The organism is Halorubrum sp. GN12_10-3_MGM, from assembly GCF_005435235.1.
Lineage (GTDB): Archaea > Halobacteriota > Halobacteria > Halobacteriales > Haloferacaceae > Halorubrum > Halorubrum ezzemoulense.
This window is the reverse complement of record NZ_SGUB01000003.1, coordinates 215,508-235,913: the sequence shown is the minus strand read 5'-3', so window position 1 is coordinate 235,913 and position 20,406 is coordinate 215,508. Positions and strand designations below refer to the sequence as shown.

Below are 20,406 nucleotides of genomic sequence, written 5' to 3'. Positions count from 1 at the left end.
CCCTCTTCGCCGGCGACGAGCGACCCCGGAACCCTTTTGGAGCAACACGGGCCACGTTCGTGTAATGAGCGATCTCGAAGCGGAGTACCGTCTCGACTACTTCGAGGAGGGGGGGTTCGAGCGCAAGGAGTGTCCCTCCTGTGGCGCGCACTTCTGGACCCGCGACGGCGACCGCGACCTGTGCGGCGAGCCGCCCTGCGAGGACTACAGCTTCATCGACGACCCGGGCTTCCCGGAGGCGCACTCGCTGTCGGAGATGCGCGAGGCGTTCCTCTCCTTCTTCGAAGACAACGGCCACGAGCGGATCGACCCGTACCCGGTCGCCGCGAACCGCTGGCGCGATGACGTGCTCCTGACGCAGGCGTCGATCTACGACTTCCAGCCGCTCGTCACCTCGGGACAGACGCCCCCGCCGGCGAACCCGCTGACCATCTCGCAGCCCTGTATCCGGATGCAGGACATCGACAACGTCGGCAAGACGGGCCGGCACACGATGGCGTTCGAGATGATGGCCCACCACGCGTTCAACACGCGCGAGGAGGTCGACGAGGACGAGTACGCCTACCACGGCGAGGTGTACTGGAAAGACGAGACGGTCCGGTACTGCGACGAGCTGTTCGAGAGCCTCGGCGCCGACCTCGAAGAGATCACTTACATCGAGGACCCGTGGGTCGGCGGCGGTAACGCCGGCCCCGCCATCGAGGTCATCTACAAGGGCGCCGAGCTGGCGACGCTCGTCTTCATGTGTATGGAGCGGGACCCCGACGGCGACTACGAGATGAAAGACGGGAACTCGTACTCGTTCATGGACACGTACATCGTCGACACCGGGTACGGGTTAGAGCGGTGGACGTGGATGAGCCAGGGGACCGCGACCGTGTACGAGGCCGTCTACCCCGACGCGATCGACTTCCTGAAAGACAACGCCGGTGTCGAGCACACCGAGGCCGAACGCGAGATCGTCCACCGCGCCGCCAAGCTCTCCGGCCGGCTCGACATCGACGACGTCGACGACGTGGAGGCCGCCCGCGGCGAGATCGCAGACCGGCTCAACGTGGACGTCGACCGACTGCGCGAGCTGGTGGAACCGCTCGAAGCGATCTACGCGATCGCCGACCACTCGCGGACGCTCGCGTACATGTTCGGCGACGAGATCGTCCCGTCGAACGTCGGCACGGGCTACCTTGCCCGGATGGTGCTCCGCCGGATGAAGCGCCTCGTCGACGAGGTCGGCGTCGACGCGCCGCTCGACGAGCTGGTCGACATGCAGGCCGAGCGGCTCGGCTACGAGAACCGCGACACGATCCGCGAGATCGTCCGCAGCGAGGAGCGGAAGTACGAGCGGACGCTGGAGCGCGGCGCCCGCAAGGTCGAACAGCTCGCCGACGAGTACGCCGGCACCGGTGAGCCGATCCCGACGGGGGAGCTACTGGAGCTGTACGACTCCCACGGGATCCAGCCCGACATGGTCGCCGACATCGCCGACGAGCGCGGCGCGACCGTCGACGTGCCCGACGACTTCTACGCGCTCGTCGCCGACCGACACGAGGAGGGCGACGCCGCGGGAGAGAGCGACGAGCGCGACGAGCGGCTCGCCGACCTCCCCGAGACGGAGAAGCTGTTCTACGACGACCAGGGACGCACGGAGTTCGAGGCGGTCGTCCTCGACGTGCTGGAGGCCGAGGGCGGGTACGACGTGGTGCTGGACCAGACGATGTTCTACCCCGAGGGCGGCGGTCAGCCGGCCGACCGCGGCCACCTCACGGTCGGAGAGACCACCGTCGACGTCGACGACGTTCAGGAGGTCGACGGGGTCGTGCTCCACCGCACGGACGCGGACCCCGGCAAAGGCGAGTTCGTCACGGGGCAGGTGGACGGCGACCGCCGCGACCGACTGCGCGCGCACCACACCGCGACGCACCTGATCGGTCACGCCGCCCGCGAGGTGCTCGGCGACCACGTCCGGCAGGCTGGCGCCCAGAAGGGAACCGACTCGGCGCGGCTCGACGTGCGCCACTTCGAGCGCATCGACCGCGAGGACGTGAAGGCGATCGAGCGCGTCGCGAACGAGTTGGTCCGCGACGACGTCCCCGTCCGCCAGGAGTGGCCCGACCGCAACGAGGCGGAGGCCGAGCACGGCTTCGACCTGTACCAGGGCGGCGTCCCGCCGGGAACGAACGTCCGGCTGATCCACGTCGGCGACGCCGACGTCCAGGCCTGCGCCGGCACGCACGTCGCCCGCACCGGCGAGATCGGCGCCGTGAAAGTGCTGAAGACGGAGCCGGTACAGGACGGCGTCGAGCGCATCGTCTTCGCGGCCGGGGCCGCGGCGGTGGAGGCGACCCAGCGCACCGAGGACGCGCTGTACGACGCGGCCGAGGTCCTGGACGTGGACCCGCTCGACGTGCCGGACACCGCCGAGCGCTTCTTCGAGGAGTGGAAGGCCCGCGGCAAGGAGATCGAGTCGCTCAAAGAGGAGCTCGCGGCCGCGCGGGCCGCCGGCGGCGCCGACGCCGAGGCGGTCGAGGTCGCCGGGACGACAGCGGTGATCCAGCGGCTCGACGGCGACGCCGACGAACTGCGCGCGACCGCGAACGCCCACGTCGACGACGGGAAAGTCGCGGTGATCGGCAGCGGCGCGGACGGCTCCGCGAGCTTCGTCGTCGGCGTCCCCGATTGCGTCGACGTGAACGCGGGGCAGGTCGTCTCGGAGCTCGCCGGGCGCGTCGGCGGCGGCGGCGGCGGGCCGCCGGACTTCGCGCAGGGCGGCGGCCCGGACGCGGACGCCTTAGACGACGCCCTCGACGCGGCGCCGGACGTGCTCCGCAGCCTTCAGGAGGCCTGAACGCGCCCAGTTCGCCACTATGCCGCACGCGACCAACGCCGGGACCGAGATCCGGTACGAGGTGGACGCCCCCGACACCGGCGACGGCGACGAGGCGGTGGTGTTCTGCGGCGACGTCGGGCTCGGCGCCTGGCAGTTCGGCTGGCAGCACGCGGCGCTCGCCGGTCCACACACCGTGATCACCCCGGAGACGCGCGGTGTCGGGCGGTCCGACGCCCCGCCCGGCCCGTACGCGGTCGGGGAGCTCGCGGCCGACGTGGACGCGGTGTGTGCCGCCGAGGGGATCCGAAACGCTCACCTCGTCGGCTACGGGCTCGGCGGGATGGTCGCGCTGACGGCCGCGGCGAGTTCCTCGCGGCCGGCGAGCGTCGCGCTCGTCGGGACGCCGCCCGCGGGGGACGCCTACAACCCCGACGGCGTCTGGGCCCCCCCGGCCGATCCGGCCGCGGTCGAGGGGTCGCTGAACGGCCTCCTCTCGCTCGACTTCCGTGAGGCCCACCCCGACGCGCTCTCGCGGATCGCGGAGTGGCGCCTCGCGGAGGACGCCGACCGCGAGACGTACGAGGCGCACCGCGCCGCGATCGAGGGGTTCGACCTCACCGGTCGCCTCCACGAGATCACCACGCCCGCGCTCGTCGTCCACGGCACCGACGACACGGTCTGTCCGGCCACGGCCGGGGAGACGCTCGCGGAGGGGCTCCCCCGCGGGGAGTTCCACGGGATCGACGGGGCGCGCCACCTCGTCGGAGTCGAGGCGTCGGCCGCGGTCAACGACCTCCTCGTCGGCTGGCTCGCCGAACACGCGGCCGGCCGGTTCGAGTAGGCGCGGCGTTCGGGGCCGCGCGACGCCCGCGTCCGCGTCGTCGGCCGGGGCGTCCGGCGTCGCAACCGTTTTGTGACTCTCGCCGAACCCTTCACCTGATGACTCGCCTCCGGTTCGCCCTGCTGAACGCCGCCCACGACGGTGCGAACACCCGGCGGAACTTCCGCAGAGAACTCGACGCCGACCTCGTCGAGTTCGACGCCGTCGCGGGAGACCTCCCCGATCACACCGAGTTCGACGGCGTCGTGGTGACCGGGTCGCGCTCGTCGGTCTACTGGGACGAGGCGTGGATCCCGCCGCTCGTCGACTACGTCGCCGAGGCCGCCGACGCCGGCGTCCCCGTCCTCGGCGTCTGTTACGGTCACCAGGTGCTCGCGGAGGCGCTCGGCGGCCGCGTCGCGGGCATGGACGGGTTCGAGATCGGCTACAACGAGATCCGCCGACCTCGCGACGACCCGCTGTTCGAGGGGATCGACGAGACGTTCACCGCCTTCACCACCCACGGCGACGCAGTCGTCGAACTCCCGCCGTCAGCGACGCTGCTCGCGGAGAACGACCGCGGCGTCCACGCGTTCCGCGACGGCCACTGCTGGGGGGTCCAGTTCCACCCGGAGTACGACATCGACACGGCCCGCGACGTGACCGACGGTAAGCGGGATCAGATCGGTGACGCCCGCGTGGACGGCGTCCTCGAGTCGATCACGCCCGACGCCTACGACGCCGCCTGCGAGGCGAAGCAACTGTTCGAGAACTTCACCGGTTACGCCGAGCGGTTGGCGGCCGAGCGGGCGGAGCGGGCGGCCGCGGACGACTGAGCGGGTCGACCGGTTCGACGGAGGCGCGACCGCCGCGCCGCTCGACCGGCACGACCGATGCGACGACTGACCGGCGCGATTCCACGCCGTCCGCCCGCGGCCCCCGGTCGAACACCCTTATACGGTTCCCGTCCCGAACTCGGGTATGAACGTAGTACCGGACACGAGCGCGGTCGTCGACGGCCGCGTGTCCGAACGCGTCGCGGACGGGACCTACGAGTCGGTCACCGTGTTCGTCCCGGAGGCGGTCGTCGGCGAGTTGGAGTCGCAGGCGAACGACGGGCTCGAATCCGGCTGGGACGGGCTCAGCGAACTCAAGCGGCTCGCGGACTACGCCGACGACGGGACGATCGAGCTGCGGTACGTCGGCGAGCGCGCGAGCGGCGACGCCCGCTCGAACGCACACGAGGGCGACGTGGACGCGCTGATCCGCGACCTCGCCGCCGACCACGACGCGACGCTCCTCTCCAGCGACGTGGTTCAGGCCGAGGTGGCCCGCGCGAAGGGGCTCGACGTCGAGTACGTCGAGCCCGTCGCCCGCGGCGTCGTCGACGAGCTGCCGATACAGGACTTTTTCACCGACGAGACGATGTCAGTCCACCTCAAGACGGGGACCGTCCCGAAGGCGAAACGCGGGGCGCTCGGCGAGATGCGCTACGTCGAGATCGCGGACGACCCCACCGACGAGGCGCAGCTGCGGGAGTGGGCGAACTCGATCGTCGACCTGGCCCGCCAGTCGAGCGAGGGGTTCATCGAGCTCTCTGACGACGGGATGAACATCGTCCAGTTCCGCAACTACCGGATCGCGGTGGCGCGCCCGCCGTTCGCCGACGGCGTCGAGATCACCGCCGTCCGCCCCATCGCGAAGACGGACCTCGACGACTACGAGTTCGCCGACGAGCTCCGCGACCGGTTCGCGGAGCGGAAACGCGGGGTCCTCATCTCGGGCTCGCCCGGCGCCGGGAAGTCGACGTTCGCGCAGGCGGTCGCGGAGTTCCTAAACGACAGCGACTACGCGGTGAAGACGATGGAGAAGCCCCGGGACCTCCAAGTCGGTCCCGAGATCACGCAGTACGGCGCGCTCGGCGGCGAGATGGAGAACACCGCCGACTCTCTCCTCCTCGTCCGGCCGGACTACACCATCTACGACGAGGTCCGGAAGACGAACGACTTCGAGGTGTTCTCCGACATGCGTATGGCTGGCGTCGGCATGGTCGGCGTCGTCCACGCCTCCCGCGCCATCGACGCGCTCCAGCGGCTCGTCGGCCGCGTCGAACTCGGGATGATCCCGCAGATCGTCGACACCGTCGTCTACATCGAGGCCGGTGAGGTCCACACGGTCTACGACGTGACGACGGAAGTGAAGGTGCCGGCGGGGCTCACCGCCGAGGACCTTGCCCGTCCGGTCATTCAGGTGTCGAACTTCGAGACCGGTCGGCCGGAGTACGAGATATACACGTTCAACCGGCAGGTCGTCACCGTCCCGCTCGACGAGGACGGCGGCGAGGCGGGGAGCGAGACGGGCGTCGGCCGCATCGCGAAAAAGGAGATCGAACGCGAGATCCGCTCGGTCGCGCACGGCCACGTCGAGGTGGAGCTGAACGGCGACGACGAGGCGGTCGTCTACGTCACCGAGGGCGACATCGGCACGGTGATCGGGAAGGGCGGCGGCCGCATCGCCGACATCGAGAACCGCCTCGGGATCGACATCGACGTCCGCACGCACGACGAGAAGCCCGGCGGGTCCGGCGGCGGTCCCGCCGGCGGCCCCGAGAACGGGCACGGCGACGGGCAGGTCGGCGCCGAGCGCGGGACGGTGGTCGCGCCGGAGATCACCTCGCGTCACGTCGTCATCGATGTCGACGACGAGGTCGGCGAGACGGTCGAAGTGCGCGCGGACGGCGAGTACCTCTTCACCGCCACGGTCGGGCGCGGCGGTGAGGTTCAGGTCTCGCGCGGCTCGGCCATCGCCGAGGAACTGGAGGACGCGATCGACCGGAACCGGACCGTGACGGTCGTCCCGGCGCGGTGAATCCCGCAACCGGCCGTTCGGGTCGGACGTAGCCGCCCGACGGCCGTCCGATCGCCCCGCTGGCTGGCGATCGCATCCACGCCAGACGTTTTCGCTCGCTGTCACGTCGTCGTTCGACGCGGCCACATACCACGATTGTCGTAACGTATCCCTCCTGAAAGATAACGCTTTTTTGACGGCCTAGATAACTCGGGGTATGGCTGATGAGTTAAAACGCGGGCTCGAGGGCGTCCTCGTCGCGGAGTCAGATCTGAGCTACGTCGACGGCGAGGTCGGGAAGCTCGTGTATCGCGGGTACGACATCGAAGACCTGGCGCGGGGCGCGAGCTACGAGGAGGTGCTGTACCTCCTGTGGCACGGCTCGCTCCCCACCGCCGCGGAGCTCGACGCGTTCGCCGCCGACCTCGCGGCGGAGCGCGAGGTTGACGACGACGTCATCGAGACGGTCCGCGCGCTCGCGGACGCCGGCGAGCGTCCGATGGCCGCGCTCCGGACCGCGACGTCGATGCTGTCGGCGTACGACCCGGACGACGAGGCCGACCCCGGTGAGGCCACGCTTCGTCAGGGACGACGGATCACGGCGAAGATCCCGACGGTCCTCGCCGCGTTCGAGCGCGTCCGTCAGGGCGAGGAGCCGGTCGCCCCCGACCCGGACCTCTCGCACGCCGGGAACTTCCTCTACATGCTGACCGGGACCGAGCCGGACAACGTGAGCGAGGAGACGTTCGACATGGCGCTCACGCTCCACGCCGACCACGGGCTCAACGCCTCCACGTTCACCGCGATGGTGATCGGGTCGACGATGGCGGACGTTTACTCCGGCGTCACCGGGGGTATCGGCGCGCTCTCCGGCCCGCTCCACGGCGGCGCGAACCAAGACGTGATGGAGGTGCTCCACGAGGTGGACGCCTCCTCGAAAGACCCCGTCCAGTGGGTGAAAGACGCCCGGGACGACGGACGGCGCGTCCCCGGCTTCGGGCACCGCGTCTACAAGGTGAAAGACCCCCGCGCGAACATCCTCGAGGAGAAGCTCCGCGACCTCGCCGAGTCGTCGGGCGACACCAAGTGGCTGGACTACACCACCGCCATCGAGGAGTACCTCACCGAACAGGGGCTCGTCGAGGAGGGGATCGCCCCGAACGTCGACTTCTACTCCGGCTCCGTCTACGACTCGCTCGGCATCCCCGTCGACATGTACACGCCCATCTTCGCGATGAGCCGCGTCGGCGGCTGGATCGCGCACGTCGCCGAGTATCAAGAGGACAACCGCCTCATCCGTCCGCGCGCCCGGTACACCGGTCCGGAAGACAGCAAGTTCGTTCCCCTCGACGAACGGTAACGGTCGCGCCCGCCGCCCACCCGCCTTCTCCGAACGGCTCTTCAAACGTCGCGGCGCGTCACCCGCTCGCAGAATATGTGCGTCCGCGACCGATCGGCCCGGCTCCTCAGATTCCGAACCGCTCGCGGGCGTACTTCGCGAGCAGCGGGACATCGTCGAGGTGAAGCAGCCGCGCCATCCCCGCCTTCTCGCCGCGGTTCGCCTTCGCCAAGATGTCGTCGTCCGTCTCTTGGAGATCGCGCATCAACCGGTCGTACCGCTCGTTGGGTGCGAGGTACAGCAACTCCGTGAGCGTCAGTCGCGACTCCGCGCGCGGCGCCACGTCTCGGTGCCAGAGCGTCTCGTACACCGCGAGGCTCTCCGCGTCGATGCGCCGCTCCGAGTCGGTGAGACAGCGGTCGACGGTCGCCGCGGCGGCGCGGGCCGACTTCATGCCCTTGTGGATCCCTTCTCCCCACAGCGGGTCGATGCTCGGCACGGTGTCGCCGACGGCGAGGAACCGGTCGGTGTACATCTGCTCCGGGCGCTGAATGTGCGCGGAGCCGCGGTGGACCGTCTCGTCGATCTGTTCCGCCTCGGCGAACCGCGGGTCGCGGTCGATCCAGTCGTCGAGGTACCCGTCGACGGTCTTCCCCGCCTCGGCGAACTCGCGGTGGCGGTCGTTCTGGATGTAACAGATGCCGACCTTCGCGGTGTCCTCGCCGGTCGCGAAGATCCACGAGTAGCCGCCGGGCGCGATGTTGTGGTCCAAGCGGAGCATCATCGCCCGCCGGAGGTCCGCGTAGTCCGGGTGGTTCATCTCGACGCCCTCCATCTCGTACTCGATACCGATGGCTTGGTTCTCGCGTTCGAGGTCGACCACGTCGAGCGCGCTGGCGATCGGTGCGGCCGGACCGGTAGCGTCGATCACGATGTCGGCGTACACCGCTTCGTCGCCGTTGTACCGCACCCCCTCGATGACGCCGTCGTCGTCGAGGATCGGCCGCGAGACCCGCGCGTCGAAGCGGTACTCCGCGCCGTTGTCGCGACCGTCGGCGACGAGGAACTGCTTGAACTCCGCGAACTCCAACACCGCGCCCGGCTGGTAGCTCTCATAGTACTCGTTGGGCGACTCCAGCACGACGTCGTCGGTGTACGACATCACGACGTCGTCGGGGATTCCGAAAGAGGACATCATCGACGGGAACGTGCCCGCCGTCGACTTGTTGCTCTGTCGCGGGAACTCGTCTTCCGACTCCGTCTCTAAGACGACGACGTCGTAGTCGCGCGTCGCCAGGTCACGGGCGCACTGCGCGCCCGCCGGACCGGCGCCGGCGATGGCGACGTCGTAGCGGTCAACCATACACGACGGTTACGGACCCACCTAATTAGGCTTGCTGAAACCCACCGGAAAATACGCGCGAACCCCCTCGTTCGCCCGGTTTTGGCCGTCGAGAGAGGTCGGAATTACCGGGGTCTCATCCGGCGGTCGGACGCAGACCCGGCCCCCGAAACGGGCGTCGGATCGGGTCCGCCCGCCGGGACCGCGGCGCGGTTCAGTAGAACTCGCGGACGAGGTCGGTCGCGCCCTCGGGGGCGCCGTCCGGAAGCACCGACATGTCCTCGTCGACGCCGTGCTGCTCGTGGTACGGCACCGACGACTCGTCCTTGTAGATGACGCCCTGGTGTTCCTTCTCGTTGTCGAGGATCACGTCCTTCGCCGCCTCGCGGTCGGTCGGGTCGTGGTCCGCCTCCTTCAGGTCAACCAGCGAGTCGCGGAAGTAGTCGTACGTGTCGACGTCGTTGAAGGTGACGCAGGGGGAGTAGACGTTGACGAAGCCGAACCCGTCGTGCTCGATGGCCTCCTGGATGATCTCTTGGTGGCGGAGCGCGTCCGAGGAGAACGACTGCGCGATGAACGTCGCGCCGGAGGCGAGCGCCAGCGCGTGGGGGTTCACCGGCGGCTGTTTGGGCCCGTCGGGGCTCGTCGACGTCTCGAAGTCCTCGCGGGAGGTCGGCGACGCTTGGCCCTTCGTCAGCCCGTAGATGCGGTTGTCCATCACGACGTACGTCATGTCGACGTTGCGCCGGACGGCGTGGACGAAGTGGCCCGCGCCGATGGAGTAGCCGTCGCCGTCGCCGCCGGCCACCATCACCTCGATGTCGGGCCGCGCCATCTTGACGCCGGTGCCGACGGGGAGCGCGCGCCCGTGAACCCCGTGGAGCGCGTAGCTGTGCATGTACGTGCCGATCTTGCCGGAACAGCCGATGCCGGCGACGACGAAGGTGTTGTCGGGGTCGTTGCCCGTCTCCGCGAGGGCCTTCATCATCCCGTTCATCGTCCCGAAGTCGCCGCACCCCGGGCACCACGTCGGCTGCTTGTCGGACTTGAAATCGGTGAATCGAATGTCTGAGCTCATTGGTTACGCCTCCACCCCCGCTTCGAGGGTCGACTTGATCTCCGCTGCGAGTTCGTCGGCCTTGAACCGCACGCCGTTGTACTTGTTCACGCGGTCGACGCGTTCGAGCACGTCGTGTTCGACGAGGTCCGCGAACTGGCCCTGCTCGTTACACTCGACGACGACCGTCGTCTCGGCGGCCGCCACGTCCTCCGCGAGGTCCGGCCGCGGGAAGATGTACGGGACCGAGAGGACCCGCACGTCCAGTCCGTCCTCGTCGAGGAACTCCACTGCCTCGGCGAGCGCGCCCTCGTTCGACCCCCACGTGATGACGAGGGTGTCCGCGTCCTCGTCACCGAACTCGCGCGGGCTCCAGTCCTCGCGCTCACGGGCGGTCTCGACCTTGCGGTTGCGCTTGTCGACCTGCTCGACGCGCATCTCCGTGTCCTCTGTCCGGCGGCCCTGCTCGTCGTGTTCGAGGCCGGTGGACATGTGCGCGCCGTCGGCCGTACCGGGGAACGCCCGCGGCGAGACCCCGTCATCGGTGATCTCGTGGGGCTGGAAGCCGCCCGACTCGCTCATGTGGTCGTCGATCGCCGTCTCGTCGACGATCTTGCCGCGGTCGATCTCCACCTCGTCCATGTCGAACGTCTCCGGGGAGAACGTCTGCTCGGTGACCGCCATCGAGAGGTCGGCGGTGAGGTAGACAGGGAGCTGGTACTTCTCGGCGAGGTTGAACGCCTCGACGGTCTTCCAGAAGCACTCCGAGATGGTGGTCGGCGCGAGGACGAACCGCGGCACCTCGCCGTGGCCGCCGTACAACATCTGGTTCAGGTCGCCCTGCTCCTGTTTCGTCGGCATCCCCGTCGAGGGGCCCGAGCGCATCACGTTACAGATGACGAGCGGCGTCTCCGAGGTGGCGATGAGCCCGAACGTCTCGGTCATCAAGTCGATCCCCGGCCCGGAGGTCGCGGTCATCGCGCGGGCGCCGCCGCGGGCCGCGCCCAGCGCCATGTTGATCGCGGAGAGTTCGTCTTCCGCCTGGACGACGTGGCCGCCGTACCGCTCGATGCGGCCAGTGAGGTACGTCATCACGTCGGTCGCGGGCGTAATCGGGTAGCCGGCGTAGAAGCGGCAGCCGGCCGCGATGGCGCCCATGCCGATCGCTTCGTCGCCGTTGAGGAGGACGTAGTCCTCGTCGGTGGTCTCCAGCGAGTAGTCGAACTCGTGGTCGTACTCGTCGGCGACGTACGACTGGCCCGCGCGGGCCGCCTCCTTGTTGTTGTCGACGAGCTTCTGGCCCTTTTCCTTGAACCGCTTCTCCAGCGCCGAGTCGAGGTTCTCGATGGGGAACTCGGCCACCTCGCAGGCCGCGCCGAGCGCGACGACGTTCCGCATAATCGCGCCGCCGGCCTCCTCGGCCAGGCTCTTCAGCGGCACGTCGAGGCCGATCATCCCCTCGGGGATCTCGACGTCCTGCATCGTCGTCCGTTCGCCGTCGTAGATGATCACCGACCCCTCGTGGAGCTCGTCGAGGTTCTCCTCGATCGTCCGGGGGGTCAACGCGATGAGCACGTCGAGTCGGTCAACGACGCTCTGTACCTTGTCGACGGAGGTCCGCACCTTGTAGGCGGTGTAGCCGCCTCGTATCCGAGATGCGAAGTCCTTCGACGTGAACACGTGTCGACCCGCGCGGGAAAGCGCCTGTGCGAAGATCTTCCCCGTCGAGTCGATGCCGTCGCCGGCCTCTCCGCCGACAGCCCAGTTGAAATCCGCAGCCATGTGCTATGGGCAAGGTTCCGGCGGACTCATCAAAAGGCTTCTGGAAGGAGCCACCGAGGTGTATCTGGACGTACGTCTTCGATATCGCGAATATTGTCAGCTTTGAGACTTATATACCTTGTAATAACGCATATAATTGGACGTTCGTTCACCAAAATCATCACGATCGACCCTTCGCGTCGGACCCGTTTTCGACGTTTGACGAACTGCGTCGGCCCCGTGCGCGGCGGACTTGTTCACGACGAGGTAGGCCAAGGCGTCGGGTATCCCCGCATCTGGCGTCTATGTGTCGGGTCGTCCCCACGCCGAGGCGGTCGGCCCTGCGGGCCGGTCACCGCAGCGGGGATCTGGGCCTCCCGTCCGAACCGGTTTCGACATGGGCAGGACCGACGGCGACGGGAAGGCGTTTGTGTCTGCCCCGCCGATCCGACGTATGGACACGACAGCGACGGTCGAGTCGGTGGAGCCGGTCGGCTCCGACACGTACGCCCTCCGCTTCCGCGCCCCCGAGGGGTTCGCGGCCGAACCCGGACAGTTCGTGAAGCTCGGCACCGAGATCGACGGCGAGTCGGTCGCGCGGTTCTACACCCTCTCGTCGCCCCGCGTCGGCGAGACGTTCGAGGTCACGGTCGGTATCGACCCCGACGAGGGCGGCGAGTTCTCGGCGTTCCTCTCCGGCGCCGAGGCGGGCACCGAGATGACGCTCTCCGGCCCCTTCGGCGACCAGCACTACGACGGCGAGCCACGCGCGGTCGTGATCGCGGGCGGCCCCGGGGTCGGCCCCGCGGTCGCCATCGCCGAGCGCGCGCTCGACGAGGACGCCGAGGCCGCCGTCGTCTACCGCGACGACGACGTGGCCCACGCCGACCGGATCGACGCCCTCCGCGAGCGCGGCGCCGCGGTCAGGCTGCTCGACGGCGATGCCCCCCTGACCGACGCCGTCGCCGACGTCCTCACCGGCGCCGACGGCGGGACCGTGTTCGTCTACGGGTTCGCCGACCTCGTCGCCGACGCGGAGGCCGCCATCGAGGCGGCGGGCGGCGACGCGGACGCCGCGAAGGTCGAGAACTTCGGGTAGGCGCGGCCGCAGGCCGGGCCGTCCGCGCTCGCGTCGGCGCCTCGGCCGATCTTCGCGGCGTCGCCGGCCGACGCCGCCACGCTTTACACACCTCCCCCGCGAGGACCGGGTATGGACTACCGACGGCTCGGGAACACCGGGCTCAGCGTCTCGGAGCTCTGCTTCGGCACGTGGCGGTTCGGGCGCGAGACGAACGGCGTCGTGGAGACGGGTCGCGAGGAGTCACACGAGATCCTCGACGCGGCCGCGGACCGCGGGATCAACTTCATCGACACGGCCAACGTCTACGGGACGCCGAACGGGAAAAGCGAGACGTACATCGGCGAGTGGCTCGCGGAGCGGGACCGCGAGGACTACGTGATCGCCTCGAAGGTGTACTTCCCATTCGACGGGCGCGGCGAGCCCGGACCCAACGACTCCGGGCTCGGCCGGAAACACATCCACGCGCAGATCGAGGGGACCCTCGACCGGCTCGGCACGGACTACCTCGATATCTACTACATCCACCGCTGGGACGAGGACACCCCCATCGAGGAGACGATGCGCGCGCTCGACGAGCTGGTCGCCGAGGGAAAGGTCCACCACCTCGGCGCGTCGACGATGGCGGCGTGGCAACTGACGAAGGCGCAGTGGACCGCCGACGTCAACGGGTACGCGGGCTTCGACGTGGTCCAGCCACTCCACCACGCGGGCTACTACGAGGACGTGAAGGAGTACCTCGACGTCTGTATCGACCAAGACCTTGCGGTCTGCCCGTACTCTCCGCTCGCGGGCGGGTTCCTCACCGGGAAGTACGAGCGCGCCGACCCGGACGACCCCGAGCAGGTGATCGCGCCCGACGGCTCCCGGGCGAGCTTCGACGACCGGTTCAAGCGCTTCTATCTCTCCGAGCGCGGCTGGAAGGTGCTCGACGCGGTCCGCGATGTGGCCGACGAGTGCGACGCGACGCCCGCGCAGGTCGCGCTTGCGTGGCTCTCCGGCTGGGACGAGTTCACCTGCGTCCCAATCGTCGGCGCGCGGACGGTCGACCAGCTCGACGAGAACGTCGCGGCGGCCGACCTCCACCTCTCCGACGAGCAGTGGGACCGGATCATGGACGCGCGCTACGACCCGGACGGGAACCGCTGGGGCCACTGAGCAGTCGCCTCCCGGCCACAAGCGGCCGCTACTCGTCGAAGTCCGGCAGGTCGTCCGGCGCCTCGAAGTCGGCCTCCCAGTCGATGTACTCCTCCTTGAGCGTCTCGCAGACGATCTGCCCGAGCTCCGTGAGCCCCGCGTTGATCGCGGAGACGGTCCCCCACGAGTCGAGGTCTGGGTGGAGGTCGCGCTCCTTCCAGTCCTCTGGCAGCCCCGGCGCGTGGTAGCCGACCCGGTCGGCGAAGTCGTCCCAGAAGAAGTCGAACCGGGAGACTAACTCGAGGTCGAGCGCGATCTGCCAGTCCGCCGCGTCCATGTCGCTGCCCGCGGCCCACTGGTCGAACGCCTCCTCCCACGCGCCCTCGCGGAGGAGCGCTTCGAGGTCGTCGCGGCGGTACTCGCCGCCAGCCACCTCGGCGTCCTCGTACTCGTTCGGGTCGACGGCGGCGAGTTCGGGAGGCTCCGGCAGGTCGACGTCGAGTGACATGGTCCGTAGTGGGTGCCGACGGGCCAAAACGCTACGGGAACGGAGCGCGGCGAGGCGGTCGCCCCCCGCGTCCGCTCCGATCCGGTCCTTTTACCGCGGTTCCGTTCCGAGGTCGGGTATGAACCTCCGCGCCGTCTCGCGTCGGGTCGGGATCGCCGCCGCGGTCGTCACCGTCGTCGCGCTCGTCGCGCCGTACGCGATCATCACGGGGCCGGAGTACGCGTCGCAGCTCGCGTCCTACTACGCCTCCGGGGCCGTCGGCTGGAGCGGGATCGCGCTGTTCGCGCTGCTCGCCGCGGTCGTTATCGCCTCGGTCGAGCAGGGGAACGTCGACCCGGGGACGCTCGCGGGCGTGGCAATCGTCCTCGGGCTCGCGACGACGGCGAGCGCGGCGACGTGGGCGCTCGCGGTCCAACCGACCGCCGTGTTCCGCGACCACCTCTGGCTGGTGTGGCACGCGCCCGCCGTCGTCGCGCTCTCCGTCCCGCTGCCGCTCTCCGCGGCGGTGTACGCCCGAGCGGTGTTATCGTAGCCGAGACGCCGGAACGCGCGGGACGCCTCTTTTCCGACGCGCGCTCGCCGCCCGCGTCGCCGTCGGCCGGCGAACGAAAGGCCCTTATGCCGCACCCGAATATCGTCGAACGGACTAGGTCGGGCGGTTAGGCCCCGCTCGTTACCCGTGAGGCAGTCTTCAGCGGGGACCGAACAGCGGGCACGTCCGGTCAGACCGGCACGGGCCCCGAGAGCCAACGTGGAAGCCTCGTCCGCCGGGGACAGCGGTCCGTGGCGCCCGCTCGCAGGAGCGGTCCGTCGCGGTTCGTCGGCGATATTGGGTCAGGCGCGGAAGCGAGCAGCCCACCGCCGGACGCCAGTCGCTCGTCGGGTCGCGGGGTGGAGGAGGCAATCGGGATACCCCGTGACGGAACGCCGGGCTACCCCGCCTGTCCGCCATTCATACGCTGCTTCCTTCGACGAGTGGTGATGCTGTGACGCTACGGTCGCCGGTGTGAGCGTCGACGCCGCGAGCGTTTACTTATACGTAAAATCACCCTCATCCGGGCTCCAGTTATACGCAACTGACGCCGCCACGCTGAGCAACCTCGAACACCCAGCCGCTCGGCTGTCTGACGATACCATTTATGAATTATCGATCGAAACGACCACCACCGAAGCCCCAGCCGCGAGCCCCGCCCCGCACAGCGACCGCGCCTCACACCTCCCCAGCCTCGTCGGTGGTCCTCCGCTCCGCTCCGGACCACCGACTCCCTCGCGCGTGCTCCTCGCGTCCTTCGGACGCTCGGAGGCACGCGCCACAGCGGCCACAAAAAACCAGTCTCGCGGCTCAGCGACCGGTGTCGTACTTGTACGTCGCCGAGTCGGGGTCGATCCCGAAGTCCTCCGCCGACTCCTCCGGCTCGTCGTCGCCCGTCGGCTCGGCGTCCTTGAACGCCCGCCGGAACCGGTCCGCCATCTCGAACGCGTCGACGGTCAGTTCGAGGCCGACGACCCCGCCGCCGAGGAACTCGCGCTTCTCGGTGAGGCGGTCCGAGAGGGCCGGCGGGAGGTCGTCGGTGTCGACGCGCTCGAAGCCGAACTGCGTCAGGTACTCCGGCTGGTCGGTGAGCACGTACACCGTCTCGAACCCGTCCGCGGCCGCGGTGTCGACGAGGCGCTCCACGACGTGCGCCCCGACGCCGCGGTCGCGCCACTCGGGGAGGACGCCGATGCCGGTGAGCTCGATCCGGTTTTCCTCGTCCCCGTCGCCGCGGTGGAGGCGGAGCCGACCGAACCCGGCCCGGTCGCCCGACTCCTCGTCGACCGCGATCACGTAGTCCCGCGACCGGAAGGCGACGTCGTCGAGCCCCAGCTGCTCGATCGCGTCCAACAACCACGCCTCGTCACGGTTTTTGGCGTCGCGGACGTACATAGACGGCTGTACGAGGGCGGAGGTGAAAAGCGGTTCCCCGGCCCGGTCGCCCGCCGTCATCGCGTCGCTTTTGCCCGCCGGCCGCCGACCCGACGCGTATGGAATTCGCCGCGCTGGCTGAGCGGGCGGAACGGGTGGCCGCGCACGACGGCGACATCGAGACGACCCTCGCGGTCGCCAACCTGCTCGCGGACGCCGGCGACGGCGGCGCGAACCACGGGTCGACCGACGACCTCCCGGTCGTCGTCCGGTTCCTCCTCGGTCGCGTCTTCCCCGCCCACGACACCCGTACGCTCGACGTCGGGCCCGCGCTCTGCCGCGAGGCGATCGCCCGCGCCGCGGGCCCGAACGTCGACGCCGCCGACGTCGAGGACCGCCTCGCCGAGCGGGGCGAGATCGGCGCGGTCGCGGCCGCGTACGACTTCGGCGGCCAGCGGGGCCTCGCCGCGTTCGGCTCCGGTCGCGACGCGCTCACGGTGGCCGCGCTCGACGAGGAACTCCGCAACCTCGCGGCCGCGAGCGGCGACGGCAGCGAGTCGCGCAAACGCGACGCCCTGTTCGGGCTGTTCACCCGCTGTTCGCCGAGCGAGGCGGCTTTCCTCGCCCGCCTTGTCCTCGGCGAGATGCGGCTCGGCGTCGGCGAGGGAACCGTCCGGGACGCGATCGCGGAGGCGTTCCTGACCTCCGAGACGGCCCACGACGGCGACGAGTCCGGGGACGACGATGACGGCCCCGCCGACGGCGACGGTCCCGAACTCACCGCGCCCGACGACGCGGTCGCGGCCGTCGAGCGCGCGCTTCAGGTGACGAACGACTACGGGCGGGTCGCGGTCCGCGCCCGCGACGAGGGAATCGCGGGGCTCCGCGAGGAGTCGCTGCGCGTCGGCCGCCCGGTCCAGGCGATGCTCGCGCAGGCGGGCACCGCGACCGACGCGCTCGACGCGTTCGGCGAGGTCGCCGTCGAGACGAAGTTCGACGGGGCTCGCGTTCAGGTTCACTACGCGCCGCACGGAGCCGAGGCGGACGACGGCGTGCCGGACGGCGACGCGCCGGGCGGCGAGGGCACCGCGCTTGGTCCACGGCTCTACTCGCGGAACATGGACGACGTGACGGACGCGCTCCCCGAGATCGTCGAGTTCGTCGCCGACCGCGTCGACGCGCCCGTCATCCTCGACGGCGAGGTCGTCGCGGTCGACGACGACGGCGACCCGCTCCCGTTTCAGGAGGTGCTGCGGCGGTTCCGGCGAAAACACGACATCGACCGGATGCGCGAGGCGGTCTCCCTGCGGCTCCACGCGTTCGACTGCCTCCACGCCGACGGCGACGACTTACTCGACGAACCCCTCACCGCGCGCCACGAGCGGCTCCACGAGTTCCTCCCGGACGCAGCCGCGGATCTCACCGTCGCCGCGGACACGGACTCGATCGCGGCCGAGGAGCGGGCCGCGCTCGACGCGGGCCACGAAGGCGTCATGCTGAAGAACCCCGACGCGGCGTACACTCCCGGCGACCGCGGGCGCGACTGGCTGAAGCGAAAGCCCGACGTGGAGACGCTCGACGCCGTCGTCGTCGGGGCCGAGTGGGGCGAGGGGCGCCGTGCGGAGCTGTTCGGCACGTTCCTGCTCGCGGTCCGCGAGGGGGACGAGTCCGCGGCACAAGACGCCGGGAACGACGCGGCCGACCGCGACGCCGGCGGCCGCGACGCCGACGACCCCGCGCCACCGGGGTACGCCACGGTCGGCAAGGTGGCGACGGGGATCACCGACGAGGCGCTCGCGGACCTCACGGAGCGGTTGGAGCCGCACGTCGTCGACGAGACGGGGACGACGGTCTCGTTCGACCCCGAACTCGTGGTCGAGGTCGGCTACGAGGAGATCCAGACCTCGCCGACGTACTCCGCAGGCTACGCGCTCCGCTTCCCCCGCTTCGTCGGCGTCCGCGAAGACAAGGGGGTCGACGACGCCGACTCGCTCGCCCGCGTCCGTCGGTTCGCCGGCGACGGCTGACGTTCCGACACGCGAAACTCCTTGACGGTCCGGTTCGTAGGGTAACACATGCCAGGCCCGCTCGGCGACGCGACGCGGCGAGACCTCACCGACGCGGCCGTCGAGCGACTCGCGGCGGCGGGGTTCGAGGTCGACCGCCCGGAGACAGGCGCCGAGCCGCCGGCGGTCGCGACCCGCGGCGACGACCGGTTGGCGGTGGAGCCGCTCGCAGCGGACGACGCGACGCCGATCGTGATCGCCTCGCGGCTCGGCCACGCGCTCGACCGGGGCCGCCGCGCGCTGTTCGTCGCCCGCGACGCCGACACCGCGGCGGCCGTGCGCGACCTCCTCGCCGACCCGCCGCTGCTCGCCGAGCGGACCGACGGTCGACGAACCTTCCACCTCGGCCCGGACCGGGTCCCGGTCTCGGGCGGCGGCTACGCCTGCGTCCGCGCCGACGGCCTCGGCCATCCGACGTTCGGCTGGCGCGAGACGGACACGCCCCTCGGCCCGGTGACGGCCCGCTCGGACGTCGACGCCGCCGCGGTCGACGACGAGGGGCGACCCGTCGTCCCCCGGCTCCTCTGCGAGGTCGACGGCGAGGCGGTCGCCGTCCTCGCCGGCGTCGATAGCCTCCAGACCCCGCCGGACGAGGCGTTCCCGTTCGCGTACCGCCGCGATCCGGACGACAAGCGGTTCCGCGTCCGGCGGGGAGGCGACGGGACGGTCGTCGAGACGGTCAGCGGGTTCGCGGCGCTGCGCGAGGCCGGATACGTTCCGATTCCGATGCCGCTCGTTCCCGAGCACGCGCTGGGGCGGCCGATCGACGACGAGACGCTCACGGCGGCGTGGGACCTGCTCGTGATCGGTGAGGGCGAATCGGTCGACGACGGCTCGGTCGACGACGGGGCGATCGGCGACACGGCCCTCGACGCCGAGCGCGATCGCGACCGATAGCCACCCTCAAGACGAGCGCGCCCGCAGACGGTAACATGACGGTCCGCTACGAGGAGTTCTCGGTGGAGTGGCTCGGCTACGCGACGGCGCGGCTGGAGACGGACGGGGGGCCGGTGGCCTACACCGACCCCGGCCGGTACGGCGTCCTCGACGACTACTGGGCGCGCGACGGCGACCTCGTCGTCGTCACCCACGACCACCACTACGACAGCGACGGGATCCGGTCTGTCGCGAGCGAGGACGCGACGCTCGTGATCTACGACGGGGTCGACCCCGCCGGCATCGACCGCGACGTGGAGCCGATCGACGCGCTCGCGGAAGAGTACGAGGTCGTCCGCGTCGGCGAGGAAGACCGCGTCGACGTCGAGACGCCCGCCGGCGAGGTACGGGTCTGGCCCGTCCCGGCACACAACGATCCGGAGGGGCCGAACGCGGACGCCGACGGCTCGGTCGCGCACCCGCCCGGGTTCGGCTGCGGCTTCCTCCTGTCGCTCGGCGGGCGCACCGTCTTCTGGCCCGGCGACTCGGACGCGCTCGACGGGTTCGCCGAGCTCGACGTCTCCGTCTTCCTCGCGAACATCGGCGGGGGCGGCATCGTCTCGGACCCCCGCGAGGCGGCGGACCTGGCCGAGGCGATGGACCCCGACCTCGTCGTCCCGATCCACTACGACACGTTCGACCTGCTGGAAGCCGACGGCGAGGCGTTCGCCGGGGACGTGGCGAGCCGGTCGATACCGGTCGCGCTCGACGCGCGCTCGGCGAACCAGTAGTCGGACCGGGCGGACGGATACCCGAATCTGACGGACTGATTGCCGAACCGG

Annotated in this window: 16 protein-coding genes and 1 other RNA gene; 12 read left to right on the top strand and 5 right to left on the bottom strand. The window is 70.1% G+C overall.

Going from position 1 to position 20,406, the window contains the following annotated elements; all coding sequences use genetic code 11:
- The first annotated feature begins 64 nt into the window (after positions 1-64).
- The 5 genes from alaS (at position 65) to citZ (ending at position 7,854) form a co-directional block, all read left to right on the top strand.
- The gene (alaS, locus tag EXE47_RS04270; protein WP_089307897.1) at positions 65-2,845 is read left to right on the top strand and encodes an alanine--tRNA ligase; all 2,781 of its coding nucleotides are present in this window, start codon (positions 65-67) and stop codon (positions 2,843-2,845) included.
- Between the two features lie 19 nt (positions 2,846-2,864).
- Positions 2,865-3,668, top strand: a complete 804-nt coding sequence (locus EXE47_RS04265) for an alpha/beta fold hydrolase (protein WP_049931202.1) — start codon at positions 2,865-2,867, stop codon at positions 3,666-3,668.
- A gap of 98 nt (positions 3,669-3,766) precedes the next feature.
- The gene (locus tag EXE47_RS04260) at positions 3,767-4,483 is read left to right on the top strand and encodes a type 1 glutamine amidotransferase (RefSeq protein WP_049931200.1); all 717 of its coding nucleotides are present in this window, start codon (positions 3,767-3,769) and stop codon (positions 4,481-4,483) included.
- Between the two features lie 145 nt (positions 4,484-4,628).
- Positions 4,629-6,515, top strand: coding sequence for a PINc/VapC family ATPase (locus EXE47_RS04255; RefSeq protein ID WP_089307896.1), 1,887 nt, complete (start codon positions 4,629-4,631; stop codon positions 6,513-6,515).
- Positions 6,516-6,711: 196 nt separating this feature from the next.
- A complete protein-coding gene (gene citZ / locus EXE47_RS04250; protein ID WP_089307895.1) occupies positions 6,712-7,854 on the top strand; it encodes a citrate synthase in 1,143 nt (380 codons plus the stop codon).
- A gap of 106 nt (positions 7,855-7,960) precedes the next feature.
- Here the strand turns inward: citZ and EXE47_RS04245 are convergent, their stop codons facing one another.
- From EXE47_RS04245 to EXE47_RS04235, 3 genes are all read right to left on the bottom strand, one after another.
- Positions 7,961-9,196: a digeranylgeranylglycerophospholipid reductase gene (locus EXE47_RS04245; RefSeq protein WP_049931194.1), complete on the bottom strand. Its 1,236-nt coding sequence runs from the start codon at positions 9,194-9,196 to the stop codon at positions 7,961-7,963.
- 193 nt (positions 9,197-9,389) lie between these two features.
- Entirely contained in the window at positions 9,390-10,253 is an 864-nt protein-coding gene (locus EXE47_RS04240) for a 2-oxoacid:ferredoxin oxidoreductase subunit beta (protein WP_049931193.1), read from the bottom strand.
- 3 nt (positions 10,254-10,256) lie between these two features.
- On the bottom strand, positions 10,257-12,014 hold the full coding sequence (locus tag EXE47_RS04235) for a 2-oxoacid:acceptor oxidoreductase subunit alpha (RefSeq protein ID WP_086219637.1): 1,758 nt from the start codon (positions 12,012-12,014) through the stop codon (positions 10,257-10,259).
- Positions 12,015-12,447: 433 nt separating this feature from the next.
- On the opposite strand from EXE47_RS04235, the gene EXE47_RS04230 reads away from it, so the two are divergent.
- Positions 12,448-13,092 carry an FAD-dependent oxidoreductase gene (locus tag EXE47_RS04230; RefSeq protein WP_086216260.1) on the top strand — a complete coding sequence of 215 codons (645 nt, stop codon included), beginning with the start codon at positions 12,448-12,450 and terminating at the stop codon, positions 13,090-13,092.
- Between the two features lie 111 nt (positions 13,093-13,203).
- A complete protein-coding gene (locus EXE47_RS04225) occupies positions 13,204-14,229 on the top strand; it encodes an aldo/keto reductase (protein ID WP_137708033.1) in 1,026 nt (341 codons plus the stop codon).
- Between the two features lie 28 nt (positions 14,230-14,257).
- Here the strand turns inward: EXE47_RS04225 and EXE47_RS04220 are convergent, their stop codons facing one another.
- Entirely contained in the window at positions 14,258-14,716 is a 459-nt protein-coding gene (locus EXE47_RS04220) for a hypothetical protein (protein WP_049931186.1), read from the bottom strand.
- Between the two features lie 118 nt (positions 14,717-14,834).
- On the opposite strand from EXE47_RS04220, the gene EXE47_RS04215 reads away from it, so the two are divergent.
- Together EXE47_RS04215 and ffs are read left to right on the top strand one after the other, a co-directional pair.
- Complete coding sequence (locus EXE47_RS04215; protein ID WP_086219636.1) at positions 14,835-15,248, top strand: hypothetical protein; 414 nt, start codon at positions 14,835-14,837, stop codon at positions 15,246-15,248.
- Positions 15,249-15,355: 107 nt separating this feature from the next.
- Positions 15,356-15,667, top strand: an RNA gene (gene ffs / locus EXE47_RS04210) — signal recognition particle sRNA.
- Positions 15,668-16,058: 391 nt separating this feature from the next.
- Here ffs and EXE47_RS04205 read toward each other — a convergent pair.
- Positions 16,059-16,643: a GNAT family N-acetyltransferase gene (locus tag EXE47_RS04205; RefSeq protein ID WP_137708032.1), complete on the bottom strand. Its 585-nt coding sequence runs from the start codon at positions 16,641-16,643 to the stop codon at positions 16,059-16,061.
- 98 nt (positions 16,644-16,741) lie between these two features.
- Between EXE47_RS04205 and EXE47_RS04200 the strand changes: the two genes are divergently transcribed.
- From EXE47_RS04200 to EXE47_RS04190, 3 genes are read left to right on the top strand one after another with little or no spacing between them, the layout of a single operon-like run.
- Positions 16,742-18,649, top strand: coding sequence for an RNA ligase family protein (locus tag EXE47_RS04200; RefSeq protein ID WP_137708031.1), 1,908 nt, complete (start codon positions 16,742-16,744; stop codon positions 18,647-18,649).
- Positions 18,650-18,697: 48 nt separating this feature from the next.
- Positions 18,698-19,585 (top strand): hypothetical protein, encoded by an 888-nt coding sequence (locus tag EXE47_RS04195; protein ID WP_086220416.1) that lies wholly within the window; start codon positions 18,698-18,700, stop codon positions 19,583-19,585.
- A 35-nt stretch (positions 19,586-19,620) separates the two neighbouring features.
- Positions 19,621-20,355 carry an MBL fold metallo-hydrolase gene (locus EXE47_RS04190; protein ID WP_089307889.1) on the top strand — a complete coding sequence of 245 codons (735 nt, stop codon included), beginning with the start codon at positions 19,621-19,623 and terminating at the stop codon, positions 20,353-20,355.
- Positions 20,356-20,406 lie beyond the last annotated feature (51 nt).

Coding starts and splice junctions, on each gene's coding strand:
- alaS (WP_089307897.1), top strand. CDS start 65: ATGAGCGATCTCGAAGCGGAGTACCGTCTCGACTACTTCGAGGAGGGG.
- EXE47_RS04265 (WP_049931202.1), top strand. CDS start 2,865: ATGCCGCACGCGACCAACGCCGGGACCGAGATCCGGTACGAGGTGGAC.
- EXE47_RS04260 (WP_049931200.1), top strand. CDS start 3,767: ATGACTCGCCTCCGGTTCGCCCTGCTGAACGCCGCCCACGACGGTGCG.
- EXE47_RS04255 (WP_089307896.1), top strand. CDS start 4,629: ATGAACGTAGTACCGGACACGAGCGCGGTCGTCGACGGCCGCGTGTCC.
- citZ (WP_089307895.1), top strand. CDS start 6,712: ATGGCTGATGAGTTAAAACGCGGGCTCGAGGGCGTCCTCGTCGCGGAG.
- EXE47_RS04245 (WP_049931194.1), bottom strand. CDS start 9,196: ATGGTTGACCGCTACGACGTCGCCATCGCCGGCGCCGGTCCGGCGGGC.
- EXE47_RS04240 (WP_049931193.1), bottom strand. CDS start 10,253: ATGAGCTCAGACATTCGATTCACCGATTTCAAGTCCGACAAGCAGCCG.
- EXE47_RS04235 (WP_086219637.1), bottom strand. CDS start 12,014: ATGGCTGCGGATTTCAACTGGGCTGTCGGCGGAGAGGCCGGCGACGGC.
- EXE47_RS04230 (WP_086216260.1), top strand. CDS start 12,448: ATGGACACGACAGCGACGGTCGAGTCGGTGGAGCCGGTCGGCTCCGAC.
- EXE47_RS04225 (WP_137708033.1), top strand. CDS start 13,204: ATGGACTACCGACGGCTCGGGAACACCGGGCTCAGCGTCTCGGAGCTC.
- EXE47_RS04220 (WP_049931186.1), bottom strand. CDS start 14,716: ATGTCACTCGACGTCGACCTGCCGGAGCCTCCCGAACTCGCCGCCGTC.
- EXE47_RS04215 (WP_086219636.1), top strand. CDS start 14,835: ATGAACCTCCGCGCCGTCTCGCGTCGGGTCGGGATCGCCGCCGCGGTC.
- EXE47_RS04205 (WP_137708032.1), bottom strand. CDS start 16,643: ATGTACGTCCGCGACGCCAAAAACCGTGACGAGGCGTGGTTGTTGGAC.
- EXE47_RS04200 (WP_137708031.1), top strand. CDS start 16,742: ATGGAATTCGCCGCGCTGGCTGAGCGGGCGGAACGGGTGGCCGCGCAC.
- EXE47_RS04195 (WP_086220416.1), top strand. CDS start 18,698: ATGCCAGGCCCGCTCGGCGACGCGACGCGGCGAGACCTCACCGACGCG.
- EXE47_RS04190 (WP_089307889.1), top strand. CDS start 19,621: ATGACGGTCCGCTACGAGGAGTTCTCGGTGGAGTGGCTCGGCTACGCG.